Source organism: Echinicola strongylocentroti (genome assembly GCF_003260975.1).
Lineage (GTDB): Bacteria > Bacteroidota > Bacteroidia > Cytophagales > Cyclobacteriaceae > Echinicola > Echinicola strongylocentroti.
Map to the genome: position 1 here is coordinate 2,433,914 of NZ_CP030041.1, position 22,476 is coordinate 2,456,389.

The following is a 22,476-nucleotide window of genomic DNA, read 5'->3' on the forward strand; positions in this document are numbered from 1 at the left end:
CGAGGTCGGTTTTTTTTTGTTTATTTTTGGGCTATATGTTTGTACTTACGGATCACAATTCAATAGCCAACCAATACATGGAGGGCTTACGGGATATTTCCCAACAAAACGACCGGCTTAAATTCCGAAGGAACATGGAGCGCCTGGGCGAAATAATCGCTTATGAGCTCTCTAAATCCCTCGACTATAGCTCCCACGCCATCACTACCCCTCTTGCAGAGACGACCTCTAATAAGCTCTCCGACTCCCCTGTGATCATCTCTATATTAAGGGCAGCTATCCCATTCTATCAGGGATTTCTTAATTATTTTGATCAAGCAGACAGCGGATTTATCGGAGCATACAGAAAAGCGGAAACCTCAGGAACTGAAGTAGAAATTGATTTTAGTTACCTTGCTGCCCCGAATATTGAAGGCAAAGAAATCATTTTGGTGGATCCGATGCTGGCCACTGGTAAATCATTGATCACCAGTGTTGGGCAACTGCTGAAAAACGGCACCCCAAAAAAAATCCATATAGCAGCTGTCATCGCGGCACCAGAAGGCATCCACCACCTTAAAGAGCGCTTGGGACTTCCTTATCAACTTTGGCTAGGAGCCGTAGATGAAAAACTCAATGAAAAAGCATACATCGTCCCCGGGCTTGGAGATGCAGGTGACCTATCTTTCGGACCAAAACACTAACCTACGTTGATTTACCTATTGATCGTTTTAGGCTTCCTTATTTTACTTGGGGGCGGAAAGGCCTTGGTGGATGGAGCATCTGCCATTGCAGTCAAACTAGGCATGAGTCCTGGGCTTATTGGCATGACAATCGTCGCTTTTGGCACTTCTGCACCAGAGCTACTTGTGAGTGTCACAGCAGCATTAAAAGGCACCAGTGACATTGCTATAGGTAACGTCATTGGTTCCAATATATCCAATATCACCTTGGTGCTGGGTATATCTGCCCTGATTTATCCTATTAGATTGAATTTAAAAATCCTTAAATTTGACTATTCTTTCACCTTATTGGCCACCCTACTTTTCTATATTCTGGCCCTAAACCATGTCATTTCCTTTATAGATGGCATTATTCTCTTTGCCACTCTCATCCTCATTAATTGGTATTATTTTACAAAAGCCGACGAAGTACCGGACGAATTCACTACTGAAGAAGCAGAGGAAGCCAAGAGAGAACCCATCATCAAATCCATATTATATATTCTCGTCGGTATGGTAGGGTTATACTTCGGCGCAGAACTGCTGGTCAACAATGCCGTGACCTTGGCCCAAGAATATGGTGTCAGCGAACGGATAATAGGTGTCACGATCATTGCTATTGGTACAAGTCTGCCAGAACTTGCTACTTCGGTTATTGCAGCAAGAAAAAAAGAAACCGATATCGCTCTAGGAAATATCTTAGGCAGTAACATGCAGAACATTCTTTCCATAATTGGTGTTACAGCTATGATAAAGCCTATTGAAGTGAGTGACCTCTTTCTATCAAGCGACTTTCTCTGGATGATTGGTTTTACCGTTTTGCTATTCCCAATTATGCGTACTGGTTTTAAAATCAGTAGATCTGAAGGTGGTCTCTTGCTGGCAGTTTATATCATTTATCTAATATTTCTCTTGTGAGCGACATGCTTGAATATATCCTTCAATTCCTAGCGATTTACGCCATCTGCCTTTTCAAATTCATTGGAGGCCCCCTCCTAGGAAACGCAGCCGACTACAGCATATTTGAAATCGTACTGGTCACTGTTTCCGGTATGATGACCAGCGTAGTTGTATTTACATTTCTAGGAGAATGGATCAAGACCAATTGGACCATAAAAATCAGGAAGAACAAAAGGAAATTCACTCCTAAAACCAGAAAAATCATTCAGGTTTGGCAAAAATTTGGAGCAGCAGGTGTTGCAGCCATCACTCCTTTGGTACTCACTCCGATTGGCGGCACTATCCTATTGACCTCCTTCGGAGTGAAGCGACGGAAAATCTTCACCTATATGCTGCTCAGTTCTATTTGTTGGGCATTTGTCTTGGGCATGTCCATCAATCAGATCATGAAAATCCCTTTTTTAAAACAATTACTCGGGTGATTCCTCGTCTGGAAGGATTTCGATATCCTGGATCAACACCTTTTTGGCAATACCTTTACCAGTAAGCGTAGCCGCTAATCCGCCTAAAGCGGTTTCCTTGTATTTGTTCTCCATACTTGAGCCGATTTCCCCCATGGCTTCCACACACTCATCGACAGGAATCACACCACTCACATCTGCAAGGGCTATCTGTGCGGAGCTATTCGCAATGGCAGCTGCACTGGCATTTCTCACTACACAAGGCACCTCCACCAAACCCGCTACAGGGTCGCAGACCAACCCAAGCATACACTGGATTGTTATGGCTACTGCATTAAAAACCTGGTCAGTATTACCGCCAAGGCAATATACCATGGCGCCAGAGGCCATTGCTGCTGCTGAGCCTGTCTCGGCTTGGCAGCCGCCTACTGCCCCCGCCAAGCTCGCATTCTGCTCGATGATGAGGGCTATGCCTGCCCCTACCAGCAATCCCTCAAGTATTTCTTGATCCTCTAAGTCATGGATCTCCTGAAGTGTGTACAGCGTGCCCGGCAATATCCCAGAGGCACCAGCCGTGGGAGCAGCTACTACCCTGCCCATACAACTATTGACCTCCTTGGCCGCAAGCGCCCTCGATACCAGCCGCTGAAACTCCGGGGACAATACCGACAATGGATGATTATAGACTTTCTTTGCTCCGTTATTAATCATACCAGACCTTGAGATCATGTCTTCCTTAAGTCCTGTATCAACGGCATCTTTCATTACTCTATATGCCTGAAGAAGACCTTCCCAAATAGAGCTTTCTGACTTGCCCCGCTGTTCCATTTCGTACTCCAACACAGGGCCATAAAGCGGCACCTCATTTTTCTCACAATAGGCCTTCCATCCTTGAAAGGTTTCAAATAAATAGCTCATATGCCATGGGTTTATATTCTGTAGACAAATTTCAAAATTGCCTTGTACAAAACAAATTCCACAGTACAAATCTTGCACAATAAAAAGCCTTCTGTTATCTCTAACAGAAGGCTCTATTTCCTCACTTCAACCCATCAATCAATCTATTGATTCTATAGTTGCCTCAAATAGAATTGGAGTAAATGGCCTGAGTGGAATGTTTAAATAACCTTGATCAAAATAATCCTTCCTGATAGCATCAGGAATTACTTGCGCTGTATTGACAAATGAGGTAGCTGAAGATGCTATGATCTGCACTTCAGCGTCTTTATGCCGGTCCTTGAACCCGATGTTCAGGAACTCATAATTATCATCATCGCCCAAAGTAGTCGTAACAGAATTGTCGAGTGATTTTGAAAAGGAATCATCCTGTCCCAATTCAAACATCTCAAAGGTAAATCGCATGGAGTTTCCATTTTTGCTGGCTTCGGTATCTTCATCACCTGCCTCCACTACTTTGAGGTACACACCTTCTTCTACTTTCTCAAAGCCTTCAAGTCCATTTTGATCAATATACCCCTGTATCAGATTATCCTCTATCGTTGCCACTTCCTGCGGAGCATATATTTTCTCAAAATGCACAGTGATTTTCATATTGGCATACTGGGGGATAAGCTGGTTATAGCTATAGTCAGAGTAAGCCAAATAAGAAGGCACATAAAGCACAAGCGTCTCTCCAAGCTCAGCCAAGGCTATAGCTTGATTTACTACAATAGGCGCCAAGGTTTGTCGCTCTCTGTCATACTTAAACTTGATCGGCTCACCATCTTCCTCTGTATGCGCTTCGATAAATGCTCCCTCCAAAGTCTCCATCTCATAATAGATACCGATGATATCCTCATCATTAAACTTCTGGCCATCTTCTACATCCAGCTCCCGGGAATAATAATATCCTGCGGTGGTCTGTTCTGCTTGGATCCCATTTTGATTAATATAATCAGCCAGTTCTTGGTTTTCTTCCTTTACCTGCTTTTCGTATGCTGACTCTTCGTTGTTCATACATGATGACAAAAGGGCCACTGCGGACATTGTAAATACGGTCTTTAAAACTCTTTTCATGTTGGTTAAGTTTACTTTTATTTTTTTAACTGAAAATTCATTCTCAAATTCACCCCACCAATGGAAAACTGCTGATTGGTAAAAGTCATATTTCCCAATGGCAATTTATAATAGGGTTCGATGGACAAGAACGTTCCATTGCTGAGATTATACTCATAGCCAAATGAAAGGTTCAGCATCTTGCCAAGATCCACATTGGACTGGTCACTACCGGGAGTGTATTCCTGTGAGTATTGCTGTACGGACTCTGCAAATTGCAGCCCACCTGTAAAATCCTCTGTGAATTTGGATGCTACAGCAAAGGTCTCTGTTCCTTTCTGGTCAAAATAAACCATACTTGAAAGACCTGTAATCAAGAAGATATTGGCTTTGGAATTATCCATGACCTTATACTTCAAATTGATGGGGATATCCAAGCCATAATAGCTCATGGTATATTCTGAACCTAAATAATCATTCGTAACAGCATAGGAAGCATTATTGGGATCTGCACTGCTCATTGCACGTACCTGCATCGATTCAGGTAGCTTGGCCATCGTCTCCGGCTCAAAACGCTGGTGCGCATAGTTCACCCCTACATCGAGTTTGATTCTTTCACTGATAGAAAACTCTGAAACAACCCCTGCCCCTAGCTGCATTCCTGATGTGGAATTAGAGGCCGCTTGAGGTCCAGCCTGCACACCAAGCCTTACCATACTCTCCTTATCACTTTCATTTTTAATGATTGTGTTGTTATTCCTTGGAGTCTCACTTTCCTGCTCTCCATTTTTCCACTTATCTACCCAGGCTTCTGCCACTTGCTCATCCATGTAAGCACTTTTTGTTGGATCAGGTGTATTTGACACATCCCCTTGTTTTGAAGCACTGGCGGGAGTTGGAGGCAATTTTTCATCTTGGATATCCCCACCAATAATATAATAACTGGCAGAAGGTAGCCCAAGAGATGCCCCGCCCTCCTTTATATCCTTTTTGCTTAGCTGGGCTATAGGTTTTGAGGACTGCCGCTGAACACGCACACCAGCCAGGTCATCGCCCATTACTTGCTCCTTCTTTTTAGCTATTGACCCTGAAGGAGGTCCTGATCGAGGCAAGGTTTCTTCTTCCTTCTCCACAATCGAATCTTCAGTAGGCTTTAGCATATCATCGAGCTTCTTGCTCTTGGTGGCGATATTCCCCTTTAGGTCTGTCACCCCCTTCTCAATTTCCTTTTCATAAGGGAAAAAGAAAAACAGCAGCAACAGTGAGGCGGCCACACCAGAGACAACGAACGGCCAAAAGACCATCTTGTTCCGTTTGGTTGGCTTATTGAAATAGACTTGGGAAAATCTCTCCCATTCTATTTGATCAAAGGCCTCTTCATGTTCATCGAAGGAGTCCCTGATCCTCTCCACAAGCCGCTTATCGAACTGCTCCTTCATCTTTTATTCGGTTTAATTCTGTTATCTTCTCTCTAAGTCGTTGCTTTGCCCGGGCCAAGTAAGTACGGCAAGTACTGGCTGGGATATCCAAAGACTCTCCGATTTCTTTGTGACTGTACCCTTCTATTTCATACATATTGAAAATAAGTCGCATGATTTCAGGCAAATCTCTCAAAGCACTTAATATTTCTTCTTTTGATAACTCGTCCACAATGGACGGATCATAGGTTTCGGCCGAAGCCTTTTCTATCTCCATCACAGCATAGTGCTTTACATTCTTCCTGTAATAATCGATGGATGTATTGATCACTATCCTGCGAAACCAAGCTTTAAAAGAGCTATTTTCGGAATATTGCTGTATCCTGTCAAAAGCTTTCATAAAGCTGTCATTAACAATTTCACAAGCTTCTTCCCGAGAATTGGAATACCTCAAAGAAATACTCATAGCATACCCATAAAAATGCTTATAAAGCATTTCCAACGCTTTGGGCTTACCATCTTTGGCTTCTTGAATGAGGTATTGGTCCAATCGACTGGGTTTTATATGCTATGCTTATTGACGAGACGACAGCTACTCAAAAAATGCTACACGAAACGAAAAAAAATCCCTAAAAATTAAAATTCACTGTTTGCACGACGTCCTGAGAAAGACTTAAAGCTACAGGACAGGTTTTTGCAGCGTTTTTAAGTTGCTGTACTAGTTTATGGTCTTCCAATGGTTGTTCCCAAGAAAAATCAATAATGATCTCTTTTATTTTCCGGGGATTGCTGTCCATTACCTTTGTCACTTCCCAATTCAGCCCCTTAAGATCCTCCCCTTTACGCTGAGCCACGATCCCCATGATGGTCACCATACAGCTAGCCAATGCCGAGGCTACGAGATCTGTTGGTGAAAATGCCTCTCCTTTGCCATTATTATCCACTGGTGCATCAGTGATGATCTTAGTGCCTGATTGCAAGTGCTCAGACGTTGTTCGTAGATTTTCGAGGTAGGTGCTTTTAATAGTAGGCATAAACCTTTATTTTTATTTAAAGTTATCTAACATATAAAACAAAATTAGCGTATAATTCCTTAGAACATATGACAAAAGGAACAAAATATCTTATCCTCTTACTGTTTGTGGCCGCTCCGCACTTTTTAATGGCTCAAGGAAGAGAAGCTGGAGACTACGATTATGACAAGGAAGTATTCTTTGGCATAAACAAAAACACCAACGGAGGGCTCATTGGTGGACTCTACCTGAAAATCGGCTCTAGAATTACCGAAAATACATTTCAGTTTTTTTCGCTGGAGATGGCAAATGTCAAAAACCCTAAGGAGACGCGTTACAGTACCATCTTGGGCAATAGCTTCATTTACGGAAAATCCAATTACCTCTATAGCATCAGGCCACAATACGGCAGGGAGCTGATTCTTTTCAAAAAAGCCCCTCAAAAAGGAGTTCAAGTATCTGTCCTTTCTGCAATAGGCCCCTCCATTGGAATCTTGGCACCTTATTATATAGAGTACGCCACATCCAATTCAGAAAGTAGCCGGGCGCAATATGACCCAGAAATCCATCAGTCCTTGGCTTATGTATTAGGGCCAGGAAGATTATTTGAAGGGCTGGGCGAATCGGAACTGGCTATTGGAGCCAATGTAAAGGCTGCCTTATCATTCGAATTTGGAGTTTTCAAATCTAATGTCACTGGCTTGGAACTTGGATATGAATTAGAGGGTTTTACAAAAGAGATTAACCTGATGCCAACCACGGAAAACCGACAGATTTTTCAATCTGTCTACTTCACGTTGTTCTATGGTTTCAGGAAATAGTACACAAATTGGTTTTGCCACCACAAAACCTTAATTTTGCGACAAGTTAAGAAAGCGAGATGATAGAACTACCCGTAATATCCGAAGAATCCAAAAAGCGTAAAAAACCAGATTGGTTGAGAGTAAAACTCCCTGTAGGTAAAGAATACGCCAAAGTCAGGAAATTAGTTGACGAACATAAACTTCATACCATTTGTGAAAGCGGGAACTGCCCTAATATGGGAGAGTGTTGGGGAGCCGGCACAGCCACTTTTATGATCCTTGGCAATGTATGTACACGGTCCTGCTCGTTCTGCGCAGTAGCCACTGGAAGGCCGCCAGAATATGACACTGATGAACCTAGACGAGTAGCAGAGGCCATTAAGCTTATGGGGGTCAAGCATGCAGTACTTACTTCTGTAAACAGGGACGAGCTGAAAGATCGTGGTGCTGAAATATGGTACCAAACCGTCATCGAGACCAAAAAGCTTTCACCGGAAACAACCATCGAAACCCTCATCCCTGATGTAAAATCCAACTGGGATGCGTTATACCGGATGATTGATGGTGGACAAGAAGTGGTTTCCCATAATATGGAAACTGTCGAGAGCCTCTACAGAAGAGTAAGGCCACAAGCAAAATACTGGAGATCACTAGAGCAGATCAAGCTGACCAAGGAATACGGCAAAAGGACCAAAACAGGCATTATGCTTGGCCTTGGCGAAACCAAGGAGCAGGTATATAAAGCCATGGATGACTTGGCCGAGCACGAATGTGACATCCTGACACTGGGCCAATACCTACAACCTACCAAAATGCATATCGAGGTAGCCGAATTTATCCACCCTGATCTCTTCGACCTCTACCGCGAAGAAGGGCTTAAAAGAGGCCTTAAATATGTAGAGTCAGGACCATTGGTAAGGTCTTCTTATCATGCGGAGAGGCATGTGAATGTGTAAGCAGAAAAATAGATTAGTCTATGCCCATCACTTTCAACTCTGTTTATGCGTCAGCAATCAGTTTAAGACCGAAATAGATCGGCGAATGCATAAACAGGGGTAAAGCTAAAAAGCCCCAGCATTGAGAATAGAATACAAAAAAAACTCTTTCCGCTATTGCAGAAAGAGTTTTTTATTTTACTTCTCTTACTATTTTATCACTCACCGCCAAGTGCCTCTGCACCGGCTACAATTTCAAGTATCTCGTTGGTAATAGCAGCTTGTCGGGTTCTATTGTACATCAGCCGCAAGTCTTTAAGCAATTCTCCAGCATTCTCAGTAGCCTTGTCCATGGCTGTCATTCGAGCACCGTGCTCAGAGGCATTACTTTCCAATACTGCTTTATAAAACTGTATTTTTAATGAGGTAGGAACAAGCTCCTGAATGATATAATCCCTAGAAGGCTCCATGATATAATCTACATTGGTGCCAGAAGCGACCTCATCGGTCTCTTCTTTTTCCATAGGAAGGAACTGCTCATTTCTAACGATTTGGGTCGCTACATTTTTAAATTCATTGTACACCAATACCACTTTATCATATGTACCTTTTTCAAATTCTCCCATGGCGTACTCCGCAGCGTCTTTTACGACATCAAAGGTCAAATCGGAAAATACTTGATAGAAATCACCTATCACACTGTATTCTCTCTTTTTGAAAGTTTCATAAGCCTTTTTGCCTAAAGGAAGGATAGTAATCTTTTTATCGGCATACTCTGTATTGATGGCCGCTGTTGCTGCCTTGATGATGTTGGTATTAAAGGCACCACAAAGTCCCTTGTCTGAGGTGACAGGAACGATCAATACGTTGTTAACCTCTCTCTTTTCAGCATAAACCAGATCGCTGCCTCCTTCAATTCCTGCAGAAACATTATTAAGAATGGCAGTTAATTTCTGAGAATAAGGACGCATTTGGATGATTTTATCCTGAGCCCTCCTTAGCTTCGCTGCAGCCACCATTTTCATCGCCTTGGTGATTTGCTGCGTAGAAACTACAGAGTTAATCCTTTCTTTTACTTCCTTTAAGTTAGCCATATTTACAAATAGAGAATAAAGCCTCCACCCTCCTGAAGGAGAGTGGAGTTAATAATTATTTTGCGTACTTAGGTGTAAGTTCTTTTGCTGCTTTTTCTAGCAATTTACCAGCTGTATCCAAGTCTCCTTTAGCTAGGGCGGTAATCGCCTCTTGGTACTGAGAAGTAAGCAGGGTATAAAATTCCTTTTCAAACTCCCTAGCTCTCTCTACAGGCACACTATCCATCAATCCTTTCGTAGAAGCATAGATAATCGCAGCCTGAAGTTCTACTTTTACCGGAGAATACTGCGCTTGTTTCAGGATTTCCTGATTTCGTCTACCTCGTTCGATTGTCCTTCTTGTAGTCGCATCCAGATCAGAGCCAAATTTCGCAAATGCTTCCAATTCACGGAACTGTGCTTGGTCAAGCTTCAATGTACCAGACACCTTCTTCATGGACTTGATTTGGGCATTACCACCTACCCTCGACACGGAAATACCAACGTTAATTGCTGGACGGATACCCGAGTTAAAAAGGTTGGTTTCCAAGAAGATCTGACCATCTGTAATAGAGATCACATTAGTAGGGATATAAGCAGAAACGTCACCCGCTTGAGTTTCGATGATCGGAAGTGCCGTCAAAGACCCGCCGCCTTTCACCAATGGTTTAAGCGACGCTGGAAGATCATTCATTTCCTTCGCAATGGTATCGGAAGAGTTGATCTTAGCGGCTCTTTCCAACAATCTAGAGTGAAGGTAGAACACATCACCTGGGTATGCTTCACGTCCCGGAGGTCTTCTTAGTAGTAGGGAAACTTCACGATAGGCTACGGCTTGCTTGGAAAGGTCATCATAAACCACCAATGCAGGTCGGCCTGTATCACGGAAGAACTCTCCAATCGCAGCACCTGTAAAAGGAGCAAAGAACTGCATGGGAGCTGGTTCTGAAGCCGGAGCTGCCACAATTACGGTGTAAGGAAGTGCTCCACCTTTTTCCAAGGCAGCCACCACACCTGCTACTGTAGATGCCTTCTGACCGATGGCTACATAAATACAGAAAACGGGCTCTCCCTTGTCGTAAAATTCTTTTTGGTTAAGAATGGTATCGATGGCCACGGCAGTTTTACCTGTCTGACGGTCACCAATGATCAATTCCCGCTGACCTCTACCGATCGGGATCATCGCATCGATAGATTTGATGCCTGTCTGAAGTGGTTCATTTACTGGTTGACGGTAGATGACACCTGGTGCTTTACGCTCCAATGGCATATCGTAAAGGTCACCTTCTATAGGGCCTTTTCCGTCAATCGGTTGACCAAGGGTATCCACCACCCGGCCCAACATACCTTCACCTGCTTTGATAGAAGCAATTTGTTTGGTCCGCTTTACAGTATCTCCTTCTCTTACCTCCTTAGAGTCTCCGAAAAGCACTGCACCAACATTGTCTTCTTCTAGGTTAAGTACCATTGCTTTGAGTCCGTTTTCGAACTCCAGCAACTCACCAGATTGAGCTTGGGATAGTCCGTAGATACGGGCCACACCATCACCAACTTGTAGGACTGTTCCTACTTCTTCCAGTTCAGCTTCCGTTTTAGCGCCTGAGAGCTGCTCTCTCAAGATCGCCGAAACTTCATCAGGTCTTACTTCTGCCATTCTTGAATATAGTTATATAGTTTTTCCTGTATTTATTAAATCTGCTTCTCGTAATGATTGTTCGAGAACTGTAATTTCAATGCCTTCAACTTGCTGTTCATCGACTCGTCCAGCTGACGGTCGTTTACTCTCAATACAAAGCCACCGATGATATCCTTATCCACCTTTTCTACGAGCTCGACTTTTTCTTTACCAGAAATTTCCTTCACTGTCTCTGCAAAGGTGGCTCTAAGCTCATCGTTCATGGCGAAGGTCGTCGTCACTTCGGCTATTTGGATGCCCTGGTGTAGGTTATAAAGCTCTAGAAAGGCTTTTGCAATGTCAGCAATAATATCTTCCCGATGCTTACGGGAAATGATATCATAAAAGGACAAGGTAAGCTCCTGCGCTGTTCCGGAAAATATCTTATTGATGACTTTGGCTTTCACGTCAGGTTTAACGATAGGACTCTTAAGCATCAAAGCAAAATCCCTATTGGAACCCGCTACTGCTAGCAACGATTCCATATCCTGATGTACTTCCTTCAGTATTCCTCTTTCATCTGCCAATTCCAATAGAGATTTGGCATACCTCGAAGCGACTCTTTTAACTGACATTTGCTACGATTAATTTAACTTAAGATCTTTAACAAACTCCTCTACCAACTCTTTTTGCGCCTTGTCACTTTCAAGGTTTTTGCGCAATAATTTCTCTGTTACGTCCAGTGCCAATGTGGCCACTTGGTTTTTCACTTCTGACAATGCCGCCTTCTTCTCTGTTTCAATTACCGCTTTAGCATCTTCAATCATTTTGGCACCTGCCTTCGAAGCCGCTTCTTTGGCCTCTTCGATCATCTTAGCAGATGTATCATTGGCAGATTTCAGTATCTGATCACGCTCAAGCCTGGCCTCTTGCAGCAACTTTTCGTTCTCTGCTTTAAGATTTGCCATTTCATTTCTTGCGTTCTCAGCTGCTTTTAACGCACCTTCGATGGCAGTTTCACGCTCATCTAGTGCCGAGAGAATTGGTTTCCATGCAAATTTGCCCAGGATAATCAATAAAATCCCAAAACCGATAATTTGCCAAATGATTAGTCCAGAACCAGGAATTATAAGATCCATCTATATAAAGTTTTAAACTGTTTTGTTCAAATGATAAAGTAGGGATAGGCCTAGCGCCCATCCCCATTCTTTGTACTTCTTAGAAAGTGATGTTCTCGTTAAGAGCGATCAGTAGACATACTACCACTGCAAACAGAGATACCACTTCAATAAGGGCAGCAATAATCAACATAGCAGTTTGGATTTTACCAGCTGCTTCAGGTTGTCTTGCGATACCTTCCATAGCCTGACCACCGATTCTACCGATACCAAGTCCTGCGCCTATCGCTACAATACCTGCACCGATACCTGCACCCAAAAGTGCTAGGCCAGCAGACAACAATAATGAAGTTAACATACGTGTTATAATTTATAAATTGAACAAAGAAATTCTAGTGATGATCGTGTTCTGCTACTGCCTGTCCAATGTACATCGCAGAGAACAACGTAAAGACATAAGCCTGAATGGCCGCTACCAACAATTCTATCAAGTTGATAAAGACAACCATTACCGTACTGGCCACTCCTACAGCGTAAGATTCAAACACGAAGATCAAACCGATAAAGCTGAGGATAACGATGTGTCCAGCCGTAATTGCGACAAATAGTCGCACCATTAAGGCAAACGGCTTGGTAAACAAACCGATAATTTCTACTGGTACAATAACAATAAGCAATGGTAACGGAACCCCCGGTGTGGCGACTACGTGCTTCCAGTATTCTTTGTTGCCATTGAGATTGGTAGCAAACCAAGTAAACACCGCCAAAGTCATCGTTACTGCAATATTACCAGTAAGATTGGCAGCTCCAGGGACTAGTCCCATAAGGTTACCTACCAAAATAAAGAAAAATATGGTTAATAAATACGGTGTAAATTTCTTGTATTTAGGACCAATATTAGGCTTGGCCACGTCATCCCTTACAAAAAGCACCAATGGCTCTATCACCGAAGCAATGCCTTTGGGAGCTCCATGGGGATTTTTTTTGTAATTTCTTGCTGCGGAAAGCACCGACCAAAAGATCACAGCCAGAACAATCAGTAGCATCGCTACGTTTTTGGTAATGGACAGGTCCATAAATGACCTGCTTTCGTCTACAGCATGTAGTTTATCATGTTCATTGATATAGTAGCCATTATGCTCCACACCAAATGCATGGGTCTCATGATCCTGAAAATCAGTAGACATGTAAAATTCCAGTCCACGATCACCAGAATAAATGATCACCGGCAAAGGCAATGTCACATGGGTATGCCCAAAAGTGGCAAAATGCCATTCATGCGAATCCTTTATATGGTGCATGATGAAACCCGTCTTGTTTTCGCCTTCCCCCTCAGAATCGGATGAAGCAAAAGTTGTAGTCGAGAGTGTCAGTAAAAATACTGACATCAAGGCGCTTAGGCACAGAATCTTACGAAGCATCAACTCAATTATTATAGACCTACTTAGAATGAGGGCGCAAGTTAGCTATTAAGCTGTATATATCAAACAACAAATACAACAAATAGATCATAAAAAAATTCGCAAAAAACAAAATCTTATTATCTATTTTAGCAAATAAACAAATAGCAACAAAAATAAGGCTTGCCAAAAACCTAATTATTGTTGCGCCCATAAGTATTGCTACAGAATTTTCTTTCGATTGTTTTAACAAAAATTGAATAAGCTGTCCGCTTACCAACATTACACCAAAGTAAAAAATGATGATTTGCCAAACACTGGAATGTACCCATTCCGGCTTGACGAATTGCACCAACAACGTCATCACTGTCACCAATATAGTAAGCAACACCAAAGAACCAATGTGTGATTTTATTAATTTCATAATTCCCTTGTGAAAATGGACTGCAAAAGTAGTCATATTTTTCCACATTGACGATGTCCATCAAATAACAGCAAGGGAAACCCGTCCTCCAAAGCTTCCAAGATAAAAATGATCCGCCAGATCTGGTCGATTACTTTTTCAAAGAAATAAAGAGACTATAAAAAGCTACCGCAATAGAAATAAAGCAACACAAAAGTAACCATACAGGAAAGTTCATCGGACTATTCTCCTGAATTTTCCAGCCTATCCACGTCCCCAATCCAATAATCGCACACATCTGGAAAGCCAGCCCGATATATTTCACGTATTCGGGATATTCACCCTGAGATGGCCTCTTTTCCTTTTTCTGGTTTTGATTTTTCATTTTTTAAGGAAACAGTATTGGTTTCACCTTTTACTTGTCCGGCAGCATTTTCGGTCATTTTGCATTCACCATTAAACACTGCGCCATTTTCTATCACCAGCTTTTTTGTATGGATATTGCCATTAATGACGGCCGTTTTTTTCAGGAACAATATATCGGAGCACTTTACTTCCCCCTCCACGTTACCGGCTATCTCTGCTTCTTTGGTATCTATATTGCCTACCAAGCGGGCAGATTCTCCGATTACAATTTTGGTTTTGGAGCTTAAAGTCCCATTTACTACACCCTCAATACGGATATTACCTTGAGTGATGATATCGCCCTTTATGGACGTTTCTTTTGCTATTACATTACTGGAGTTCACCATCTCCGCGACTGATTTTTTTTCTTCTCCTTTGTTAAACATGATTAATCGAAGGTTATAAATTCCTGAGGGTTGAGCGGATTTCCTTTATACCATAATTCAAAATGAAGGTGTTGGCCAGTGGTCTGTTCTCCTGTGTTTCCAATTACCGAGATCACCTCTCCTCCACTTACCGAATCCCCAACAGACTTCAATAATACTGAATTATGCTTGTAAATCGAAATCAATTCATTCGAATGCTGTATGGCGATGACATAGCCTGTCTCTAAAGTCCAGCTGGCCATTACCACGGTACCTTCGGCCACAGACTTCACTGGTTCATTTTCTTCTGACACCAAGTCCACTCCAAAGTGGTCATTGGACAAGTCAATTCCTGCAGAAACGACCCCTTTAATGGGAGAGAAGAAAAATGTTTCAGTAAAAGAGCTGGTATTAAGCTGCTGAAAACTTCCCTCATCAGGTGGCATCGCTTCAAACTCATCTATAATCTCCTGAGTGGCATCCCCCTTCTTATAAAGTTCCTCACTGGTCGGCGTTTGTACAGGAAGGTCTCGGTTAGGCAAGGTATCTTCACCATCTCTTAATGAATCGACATCATAGTCCCCTGAAATAATTCGTTGAATATTATCCAGGTACCGGTCCTTGGCCTCCACTTCTACCAAGAGACTATCCACTGTCTGGGACAGGGAATATATTTTCTTCATATTCTCAGACTCCAGATAAGCTGGGTCAAACCAACTGGCCAGTAAAGTCCTTGAAAGAATTAGGGATATCAGAAAAAAAACCAATAAGGTAAACACCACTATAAGCCCTACCCTTACTTTATTAATACTTAAAGAAGTGATGACCGAAAAGTCCTCCTCTCTACGAATAACGAAGAGATATTTATTTTCGATCCAGTTTTTTACCTTTTGTTGTATACCCAAAATATATCGTATTTACCAAGTCACCCAAATTACAAAAATACAAGATTAAACGTAAGCGTTTACATTATTGATTCAAAAACACTAATTTGGGAACTTTAACAAGACTTATGAAGCTTGACGTGAGAAAGACTTCCAATTTTCTATTGCTACTTTTCCTTTTTTCTTTGGGGTGTTCTTCCGAAAAGAACACTTTTACCAATCGCTTGTACCATAATGTCACTGCTCACTTCAACGCCTATTTTTTGGCAAAGGAGAAGATCGAGGAAGCTGAGACCGACTTTAAGGCTGCCTATCAAGAGGATTATACACAAGTGCTTCCTGTCTATCCTCCTATTGACAGCACTACGGTGGAAGGCAATATGGACAAACTGGAAGAAGCCCGTGAACTGGCTGGCAAAGCCATTGATTGGCACCGCATCAGCCAATGGGTGGATGACAGCTACTTCCTGATCGGCCTTATCGATTACTACGAGGCCAATACGGATGATGCCATCAACACCTACAAATACCTTAATGTAAACAGTAAAGACAATGAGGTACGTCACCGAGCATTGATTCAATTGCTCAGGATTTTTGTAGAACAACGCAAGTTTGACGACGCTTCTTATGTAATTGATTTTCTGTCCAAGGAAACCGATATCAGCAAAGACAACAAACAGAAACTTTATAAAACACTGGCTTACTATTACGAAGCCAGGAAGGAAAAAGACGGGGTGATCACCGCACTGGAAAGGTGCATAGAACTGACCTCGGACAAAGACGAAAAATCCCGTCTTAACTTTATGCTTGCCCAGCTCTACCAACGCGCCGGATTCGATGCGCTTGCCTATGATTTTTACAAAGAGGCGGCAGAAGGCAACCCACCTTATGAACTTGCTTTTTTCAGCCAGCTTTATGCACAGCAAGTGGCTGAACTCGAAAAGAGCAAGGACCTTAAAAAGGTGAGGGACTACTATGACAACCTTTATAAAGACCGTAAAAACACTGACCTCAGAGATGTTGTGCTTTACGAAAAAGCCCTCTTTGAGCTCAAGCAAAACGAAACAGAAGAGGCCATCGACTTACTCCACAAAGCAGCCCAAGAGCTTGGCAAAATCGAAAAGCAAAAAGGCTATATCTATCAAAAACTAGCTGAGGTGTTCTTTGATGAAAAAGAAGACTACAGGGCCTCAAAATACTACCTGGATAGTGCCCTACAGCACTTTAAGGAGACAGATAGCAACTATGAACCATTAGCAACAAAAAAAGAAGTCCTGGACAGGTATACTGTAAACTTTGAAATACTTCAGGAAAACGACAGCTTACTGAGGCTAAGCCAGATGCCCCTGGAGCAGCAAGAAAAAATAGCTGAAGATTTTATCAAGGCGGAGGAAGAACGACTCCTGGCAGAAGCCGCAGCCAAAACCGACAAACAGAACTCGGGAATATTCAACAACCTATTGGCATTTGGGAATGATGGAGCTGCATCGACCTTTTATTTTGACAATCCCACCGCAGTCCAACAAGGCGCGATCGACTTTTACAGGAATTGGGGCAACAGGGCACTTGCCGATAACTGGAGGCGAAAAGCAAATAGCTTTCAAGGCAATACCGTCTCTTCCCTTCCAACGGAAAAAGACACTGCCACTACCCAGAAAATCAGTCAAAAAGACAGTATACAAGGGATTCTACCCGATAAGGAAACCCTACTGGCCAATATCCCAACAGAACCAGACCAAATTACCGCCCTTAATGTTCAAATGGAAGAAGCCAGACTGGAATTGGGCAAAGTACTCTTCTTCGACCTTGACAGGCCTGACCTTGCCAGAGAATACTTGATTGACCTACTACAATTTCATCCTGATTCCGAAAAAAAATCAGAAGCCTACTATACTCTTTATCTTATAGAAAAAGAAACAGGTGGGAGCACCGCTCACTATGTCAGTCGGCTAAACAAAGAATTTCCTGATTCTCCCTTTACCAAATCTGTCAACAACCCAGTCAGCGAAACCTCCAGTACTGCAGCCAACAAAACCGCTGAAAGCAATTATAAAAAAGCCTATGAAGCCTATAAAAACGGTGACTATGCTTCGGCTCGTAACCTTGCCCGAAGCACATTAAACAGCTATCCACTCACTGATGTCACCGACAAGCTTACACTTCTGGACATCATGATCACGGGCAAAACATCCTCTAACCAACTGTACCAAGAAAGTCTTGAAAATTATATCGCCACAACAGAAAATCCAGCACTCACAAAAATGGCAAGAAATATGCTAGAAGCATTGACTGGAGAAAAGGATGAGGAGGCCTTATCAGCAACAGCACCTGCAAGCGTTAGTGATTCCTTAAATGTAAATGACACTACTGTAACAGCCGCTGCCATGGATAGCCTTACCAAAGTGGAGCAGGTATACCAGGTAAAAAAAGAGCAAACCCATATATTTATTTTGGTTATAGATCCACAGGAGATCACCCAGACCAAAAATTTAAGCGCTGAACTGGAAAACTTTCACGACAAGAACTTCCAAGACGCAAGGTTACGAACTGGCAACCTGTCATTTACCCGCAATCAATCTATTTTGCTGGTAAGCCCTTTTTCCAATGCAGAAAAGGCCATGACCTATAGAAACAAGTTCTTGGCAGATTTTAAGTACCAGGGATTACCTGAGGAATTAAAAAAGCGTAGTTTTGTAATTTCTATTCAAAACTTCCAGCAACTGAACAAAAGAAAAGACATTGCTGAATACGAGGCATTCTTCAAGACCTCCTATTGATACGAACATGAGTAATAAAAAAAACACCGCCAAATCCCGGTCATGGACTGGAAAGATCATCAGAATCCTTTGGATTGCATTATTTGCTGGCCTATTTGGCTTTGCCATTTTTGTATGGTCCGTAAGTGTAGACTTTTTGGGACTGTATGGGGATCTTCCTGACTTCAAAGCCTTAGAAAACCCAGAAAATGAACTTGCCTCAGAGCTCTATTCTGCCGATGGGGTACTATTGGGTAAATACTATAGGGAAAACAGGTCCCCTGTCACCTATAACGAACTCTCCAAGAACCTGATCAATGCCTTGATTGCCACAGAGGACATTCGGTTTGAGGACCACTCCGGTATTGACCCAAAGGGCCTGGCCAGGGTACTGTTCAAGACCATTCTGATGGGACAAAGCAGTGCCGGCGGAGGGAGTACACTTAGCCAACAAACAGCCAAAAACCTCTTCAAAACTCGAGGAGAAGCCTCACAAGGGACACTCAGTAGCGTCCCTGGGCTCAGGATGCTCATCATCAAAACCAAGGAATGGATCGTGGCCACACAACTCGAAAAGGCCTATACCAAAGACGAGATCCTTACCATGTATTTGAACACATCCGAATTTGGCAGTAATGCTTTTGGTATCAAGACCGCTGCAAAAACATTCTTCAACAAGGATCCCAAAGACCTTAACATACAGGAATCAGCTGTGCTGGTAGGTCTCTTTAAGGCACCAACCTATTACAGCCCTGTATATAACCCCGACAACTCTACCAGAAGAAGGAACACCGTGCTTGGCCAGATGAGGAAGTATGAGTTTCTCACAGAGACCCAATACGACTCTATCTCCCAACTCCCCATTGAGCTGGACTATAATGTAGAAAGCCACAACAGGGGACTGGCGACCTATTTCAGGGAGATCGTCAAATCTGACCTTATCAAATGGACCAAAGAAAATCTCAAAGCAGACGGAAAACCTTATGACCTTTATGGAGATGGCCTGAGGATATACACCACCATTGACAGCCGCTTGCAAAAATATGCTGAAGAGTCCGTTGATGAGCATATGCGTGAACTTCAGGCCAAGTTTGTCAGTGAGCTTCGTGGGAGGGAACCTTGGATTGATAGCAACGGACGGGTAATTCCCAACTTCATGGAAACCATGATCAAAAGGACAGAAGCCTATCGTGTGCTGGTCAATAAGTACGGAGCGGACTCGGATTCGGTAGAAATCAAGCTGAACGAGAAGAAAAAAATGAAAGTGTTCTCTTGGGAAGAAGGTGAAATCGACACCGTGATGAGCTCTATGGACTCCTTACGCTATTACAAAACATTTTTGCAAGCAGGGTTTGTCTCCATGGATCCACATACCGGACATATCAAAGCTTGGGTAGGCGGACTCAATCACAAATACTTCAAGTACGATCACGTTAGGGAAGGTCGCCGGCAACCGGGATCTACCTTTAAGCCATTCGTCTATGCAGCGGCCATCGAAAATGGCTATAGCCCATGTTATACCGTAGTGGACCAACCTGTAGAAATCAACATACCGGGTCAACCCACATGGAGCCCAAGCAATGCTGATGGAAAATTCACCTATGAAAAAATGACCATCCGCCAAGCAATGGCCCAGTCTATCAACTCCATCACTGCGTATATGATGAAACAGATCAGCCCAGAAGTGGTGGTAGAAACAGCCCATAGACTAGGGATCACCAGTGACTTGGATCCAGTACCTGCCCTTGCACTCGGTACCAGTGATGTTTCCATCTTGGAAATGGCCGGATCTATGAGCACCTTTGCCAATAAAGGTGAACATATCAAGCCATATTATATCGACCGTATCGAAGACAAAAACGGCAATGTTCTCCATCAGTTCCCCGCACGCAAAAGCCCAGCCATGAGTGAGGAGGATGCCTACTTAATGCTCCACATGCTACAAGGTGGATTCGAGGAACGAGGAGGCACTAGTCAGGGTGTTCCTATGCACCTGCGCGAAGGCAATGAACTGGGAGGTAAAACAGGCACCACCCAAAACGCCTCTGACGGCTGGTATATTGGGCTTAGCAAAGACTTGGTATCAGGAGTATGGGTAGGTGGTGATGACAGGGCCATCCACTTCAGAAGCTGGATCAGTGGCCAAGGTGCCAGAACTGCCCGCCCCATCTGGGTGAAATACATGACCAAAGTCTATGAAGACCCTACCTTAGGTATCTCCAAAGGTGCTTTTGAAAAGCCTGAAAGACCGCTAAGCGTGGAACTGGACTGTGAAGAGTATCAAATCCAAACGGACGAATATACCGACTTTGACTATGACCAAAGGAACAATGACTTCTAAATCCCAAACCCCATAACCAACTTTTGGAAACTTATTAAAAACAGCTCCTCACGAGAGCTGTTTTTTTTATATTTGTCGTATGCAAAGCCCTTCATACAGCCCTGAAGAATACAATAAACTCCCTGACGTACCAGGAGTCTATAAATACTACAACCAAGAGGAAAAACTCATCTATGTAGGCAAGGCAAAGAGCCTCAAAAAACGGGTGGCCAGCTATTTTGTAAAAAGCACTGGACTAAACCTTAAAACCCGACGAATGGTCAAAGAAATCCGTCGGATCGAGTTTACCATTGTCAATTCAGAGTTTGATGCATTACTGTTGGAAAACAACCTGATCAAAAAAAACCAACCTCGGTATAATATCCTCCTGAAGGATGACAAAACTTACCCCTATTTGCTGCTTACCAAAGAGCATTTTCCACAGCTCTACCCCACACGTAAACTTATTCCTTCCAGAGGCACCTATTATGGCCCTTTTGCGAGTGTCAAGGCGATGAACAACGTACTGGAGCTAATCAGGAGCTTATTCACCATACGCACTTGTAAGCTGGACCTAAACCCTTACAAAATTGCTGAGCAGAAATACAAAGTCTGTTTGGAATATCATATCGGAAACTGTTTGGGACCCTGTGAAGGCTTGCAGGGCGAACCGGACTACATGAAAGACATCGATCAGGCCAAGAACATCCTCAAAGGCAACCTCGGAGTGCCAAAGGCTTACTTTAAAAGCAGAATGCAGGAAGCTGCCGAGAACCTCGCTTTTGAGAAAGCACAACGGTTTAAGGACAAGCTGGACCTTCTTGAAAAGTATCAAGCCAAATCACTGGTCACCAATCCTCATGTGACCGATTTGGATGTATTTGCCATTGTCTCTGCAGATAAATTTGCCTTTGTCAATTACCTTAATATCAAAAATGGAGCGATCAACATCACCAAAACCGTAGAACTCAAGAAGAAACTTGACGAGACCGAACAAGAAATGCTGCTCACCGCCATCTTCCACCTGAAGGATCAGTTCCAAAGTGATGCCAAGGAGATCCTCAGCAACATTGACTTGGATGAGCCTATCGAAGGCCTGCACCTCACCGTGCCAAAAATAGGGGACAAACGAAAGCTGGTAGAACTTTCCCTTAAAAACGCCATGTATTATAAAAAGGAAAAGGCATTGCTCAGTGGTAAAGCAGAAGAGAAAAAAAACAGGGTATTGCTCCAGCTCCAAAAAGACCTTTCACTCAAGGATATTCCTGATCATATTGAGTGCTTTGATAATTCTAACATACAAGGTAACTATCCTGTTGCAAGTATGGTATGCTTTCTGGATGGAAAACCAGCCAAAAAAGAATACAGGCACTTCCATGTCAAAACAGTAGAAGGGCCTGACGACTTCGCCAGTATGACAGAGATCGTAGGCAGAAGGTATGGTCGTCTGATCAAGGAAAATAAACCCCTGCCGAAACTCATCGTGATCGATGGTGGAAAAGGCCAGCTTTCTGCATCTGTGGAAGCCTTAAAGTCCTTGGGCATCTACGGCCAAGTGCCCATCATCGGCATTGCCAAAAAACTGGAAGAAATCTATTTTCCCGGTGACTCTTTTCCTCTACATATTGATAAAAAATCCGAGTCATTACGTCTCATTCAGCGCACCAGGGACGAAGCTCACCGTTTTGCGATCACCTTTCACAGGGATATCCGTAGCAAAGACGCTTTCAAGACAGCACTTGACACCATCGAGGGCATTGGTCCCTCTACTTCCAACAAACTCTTAAAACACTTTAAATCATTGAAAAAAATCAGGGAAGCTTCTGAAGAAGATCTTGCCCAGATCATTGGCAAGGACAAGGCCAATAGGGTCATTAACTTTATAAAACAAGAAAGCAGGTGATAGGACCA

Annotated in this window: 23 protein-coding genes; 8 read left to right on the plus strand and 15 right to left on the minus strand. The window is 43.0% G+C overall.

What is annotated here, in order from left to right; all coding sequences use genetic code 11:
* The first annotated feature begins 35 nt into the window (after positions 1-35).
* The 3 genes from upp to DN752_RS09350 are packed head-to-tail and all read left to right on the plus strand — an operon-like array spanning position 36 to position 2,083.
* Positions 36-683, plus strand: coding sequence for a uracil phosphoribosyltransferase (upp, locus tag DN752_RS09340; protein WP_112783692.1), 648 nt, complete (start codon positions 36-38; stop codon positions 681-683).
* 6 nt (positions 684-689) lie between these two features.
* A complete protein-coding gene (locus tag DN752_RS09345) occupies positions 690-1,619 on the plus strand; it encodes a calcium/sodium antiporter (RefSeq protein ID WP_112783693.1) in 930 nt (309 codons plus the stop codon).
* Positions 1,620-1,624: 5 nt separating this feature from the next.
* Complete coding sequence (locus tag DN752_RS09350) at positions 1,625-2,083, plus strand: hypothetical protein (protein WP_112783694.1); 459 nt, start codon at positions 1,625-1,627, stop codon at positions 2,081-2,083.
* Here the strand turns inward: DN752_RS09350 and sdaAA are convergent.
* From sdaAA to DN752_RS09375, 5 genes are all read right to left on the minus strand, one after another.
* Positions 2,072-2,980, minus strand: a complete 909-nt coding sequence (sdaAA, locus tag DN752_RS09355) for an L-serine ammonia-lyase, iron-sulfur-dependent, subunit alpha (protein WP_112783695.1) — start codon at positions 2,978-2,980, stop codon at positions 2,072-2,074. The two genes, DN752_RS09350 and sdaAA, sit on opposite strands and share 12 nt — an antisense overlap.
* A gap of 138 nt (positions 2,981-3,118) precedes the next feature.
* Positions 3,119-4,078 carry an FKBP-type peptidyl-prolyl cis-trans isomerase gene (locus DN752_RS09360; protein ID WP_112783696.1) on the minus strand — a complete coding sequence of 320 codons (960 nt, stop codon included), beginning with the start codon at positions 4,076-4,078 and terminating at the stop codon, positions 3,119-3,121.
* Positions 4,079-4,095: 17 nt separating this feature from the next.
* Positions 4,096-5,496, minus strand: coding sequence for a hypothetical protein (locus DN752_RS09365; protein ID WP_112783697.1), 1,401 nt, complete (start codon positions 5,494-5,496; stop codon positions 4,096-4,098).
* Positions 5,477-6,025, minus strand: coding sequence for an RNA polymerase sigma factor (locus DN752_RS09370; RefSeq protein WP_112783698.1), 549 nt, complete (start codon positions 6,023-6,025; stop codon positions 5,477-5,479). Before DN752_RS09370 ends, DN752_RS09365 begins: the two co-directional genes overlap by 20 nt.
* A gap of 79 nt (positions 6,026-6,104) precedes the next feature.
* Positions 6,105-6,509 (minus strand): OsmC family protein, encoded by a 405-nt coding sequence (locus DN752_RS09375; protein ID WP_112783699.1) that lies wholly within the window; start codon positions 6,507-6,509, stop codon positions 6,105-6,107.
* Positions 6,510-6,577: 68 nt separating this feature from the next.
* On the opposite strand from DN752_RS09375, the gene DN752_RS09380 reads away from it, so the two are divergent.
* Both DN752_RS09380 and lipA read left to right on the plus strand, forming a co-directional pair.
* Positions 6,578-7,309: a hypothetical protein gene (locus tag DN752_RS09380; RefSeq protein ID WP_112783700.1), complete on the plus strand. Its 732-nt coding sequence runs from the start codon at positions 6,578-6,580 to the stop codon at positions 7,307-7,309.
* Positions 7,310-7,368: 59 nt separating this feature from the next.
* The gene (gene lipA / locus DN752_RS09385) at positions 7,369-8,247 is read left to right on the plus strand and encodes a lipoyl synthase (protein ID WP_112783701.1); all 879 of its coding nucleotides are present in this window, start codon (positions 7,369-7,371) and stop codon (positions 8,245-8,247) included.
* Positions 8,248-8,444: 197 nt separating this feature from the next.
* On the opposite strand, the gene atpG is transcribed toward lipA, so the two are convergent.
* The 10 genes from atpG to DN752_RS09435 form a co-directional block, all read right to left on the minus strand.
* Positions 8,445-9,320: an ATP synthase F1 subunit gamma gene (gene atpG, locus DN752_RS09390; protein ID WP_112783702.1), complete on the minus strand. Its 876-nt coding sequence runs from the start codon at positions 9,318-9,320 to the stop codon at positions 8,445-8,447.
* A 55-nt stretch (positions 9,321-9,375) separates the two neighbouring features.
* On the minus strand, positions 9,376-10,953 hold the full coding sequence (gene atpA, locus DN752_RS09395; RefSeq protein ID WP_112783703.1) for a F0F1 ATP synthase subunit alpha: 1,578 nt from the start codon (positions 10,951-10,953) through the stop codon (positions 9,376-9,378).
* A 35-nt stretch (positions 10,954-10,988) separates the two neighbouring features.
* Complete coding sequence (gene atpH / locus DN752_RS09400; RefSeq protein WP_112783704.1) at positions 10,989-11,549, minus strand: ATP synthase F1 subunit delta; 561 nt, start codon at positions 11,547-11,549, stop codon at positions 10,989-10,991.
* A 9-nt stretch (positions 11,550-11,558) separates the two neighbouring features.
* Positions 11,559-12,053, minus strand: a complete 495-nt coding sequence (locus DN752_RS09405) for a F0F1 ATP synthase subunit B (protein ID WP_112783705.1) — start codon at positions 12,051-12,053, stop codon at positions 11,559-11,561.
* A gap of 79 nt (positions 12,054-12,132) precedes the next feature.
* The gene (gene atpE, locus DN752_RS09410) at positions 12,133-12,390 is read right to left on the minus strand and encodes an ATP synthase F0 subunit C (RefSeq protein WP_015264455.1); all 258 of its coding nucleotides are present in this window, start codon (positions 12,388-12,390) and stop codon (positions 12,133-12,135) included.
* Positions 12,391-12,424: 34 nt separating this feature from the next.
* The gene (gene atpB, locus DN752_RS09415; RefSeq protein WP_112783706.1) at positions 12,425-13,453 is read right to left on the minus strand and encodes a F0F1 ATP synthase subunit A; all 1,029 of its coding nucleotides are present in this window, start codon (positions 13,451-13,453) and stop codon (positions 12,425-12,427) included.
* Between the two features lie 173 nt (positions 13,454-13,626).
* A complete protein-coding gene (locus DN752_RS24745; protein WP_211324193.1) occupies positions 13,627-13,917 on the minus strand; it encodes a hypothetical protein in 291 nt (96 codons plus the stop codon).
* Between the two features lie 69 nt (positions 13,918-13,986).
* Entirely contained in the window at positions 13,987-14,220 is a 234-nt protein-coding gene (locus DN752_RS25145; RefSeq protein WP_112783707.1) for an AtpZ/AtpI family protein, read from the minus strand.
* Positions 14,174-14,626 carry a bactofilin family protein gene (locus tag DN752_RS09430; RefSeq protein WP_170134446.1) on the minus strand — a complete coding sequence of 151 codons (453 nt, stop codon included), beginning with the start codon at positions 14,624-14,626 and terminating at the stop codon, positions 14,174-14,176. Before DN752_RS09430 ends, DN752_RS25145 begins: the two co-directional genes overlap by 47 nt.
* A gap of 2 nt (positions 14,627-14,628) precedes the next feature.
* The gene (locus DN752_RS09435) at positions 14,629-15,510 is read right to left on the minus strand and encodes a M23 family metallopeptidase (protein ID WP_112783708.1); all 882 of its coding nucleotides are present in this window, start codon (positions 15,508-15,510) and stop codon (positions 14,629-14,631) included.
* 107 nt (positions 15,511-15,617) lie between these two features.
* On the opposite strand from DN752_RS09435, the gene porW reads away from it, so the two are divergent.
* From porW to uvrC, 3 genes are all read left to right on the plus strand, one after another.
* Positions 15,618-18,266 (plus strand): type IX secretion system periplasmic lipoprotein PorW/SprE, encoded by a 2,649-nt coding sequence (gene porW, locus DN752_RS09440; RefSeq protein ID WP_245949495.1) that lies wholly within the window; start codon positions 15,618-15,620, stop codon positions 18,264-18,266.
* 7 nt (positions 18,267-18,273) lie between these two features.
* A complete protein-coding gene (locus DN752_RS09445) occupies positions 18,274-20,586 on the plus strand; it encodes a penicillin-binding protein 1A (RefSeq protein WP_112783709.1) in 2,313 nt (770 codons plus the stop codon).
* A gap of 79 nt (positions 20,587-20,665) precedes the next feature.
* Entirely contained in the window at positions 20,666-22,468 is a 1,803-nt protein-coding gene (gene uvrC, locus DN752_RS09450) for an excinuclease ABC subunit UvrC (RefSeq protein ID WP_112783710.1), read from the plus strand.
* Positions 22,469-22,476: the final 8 nt, after the last annotated feature.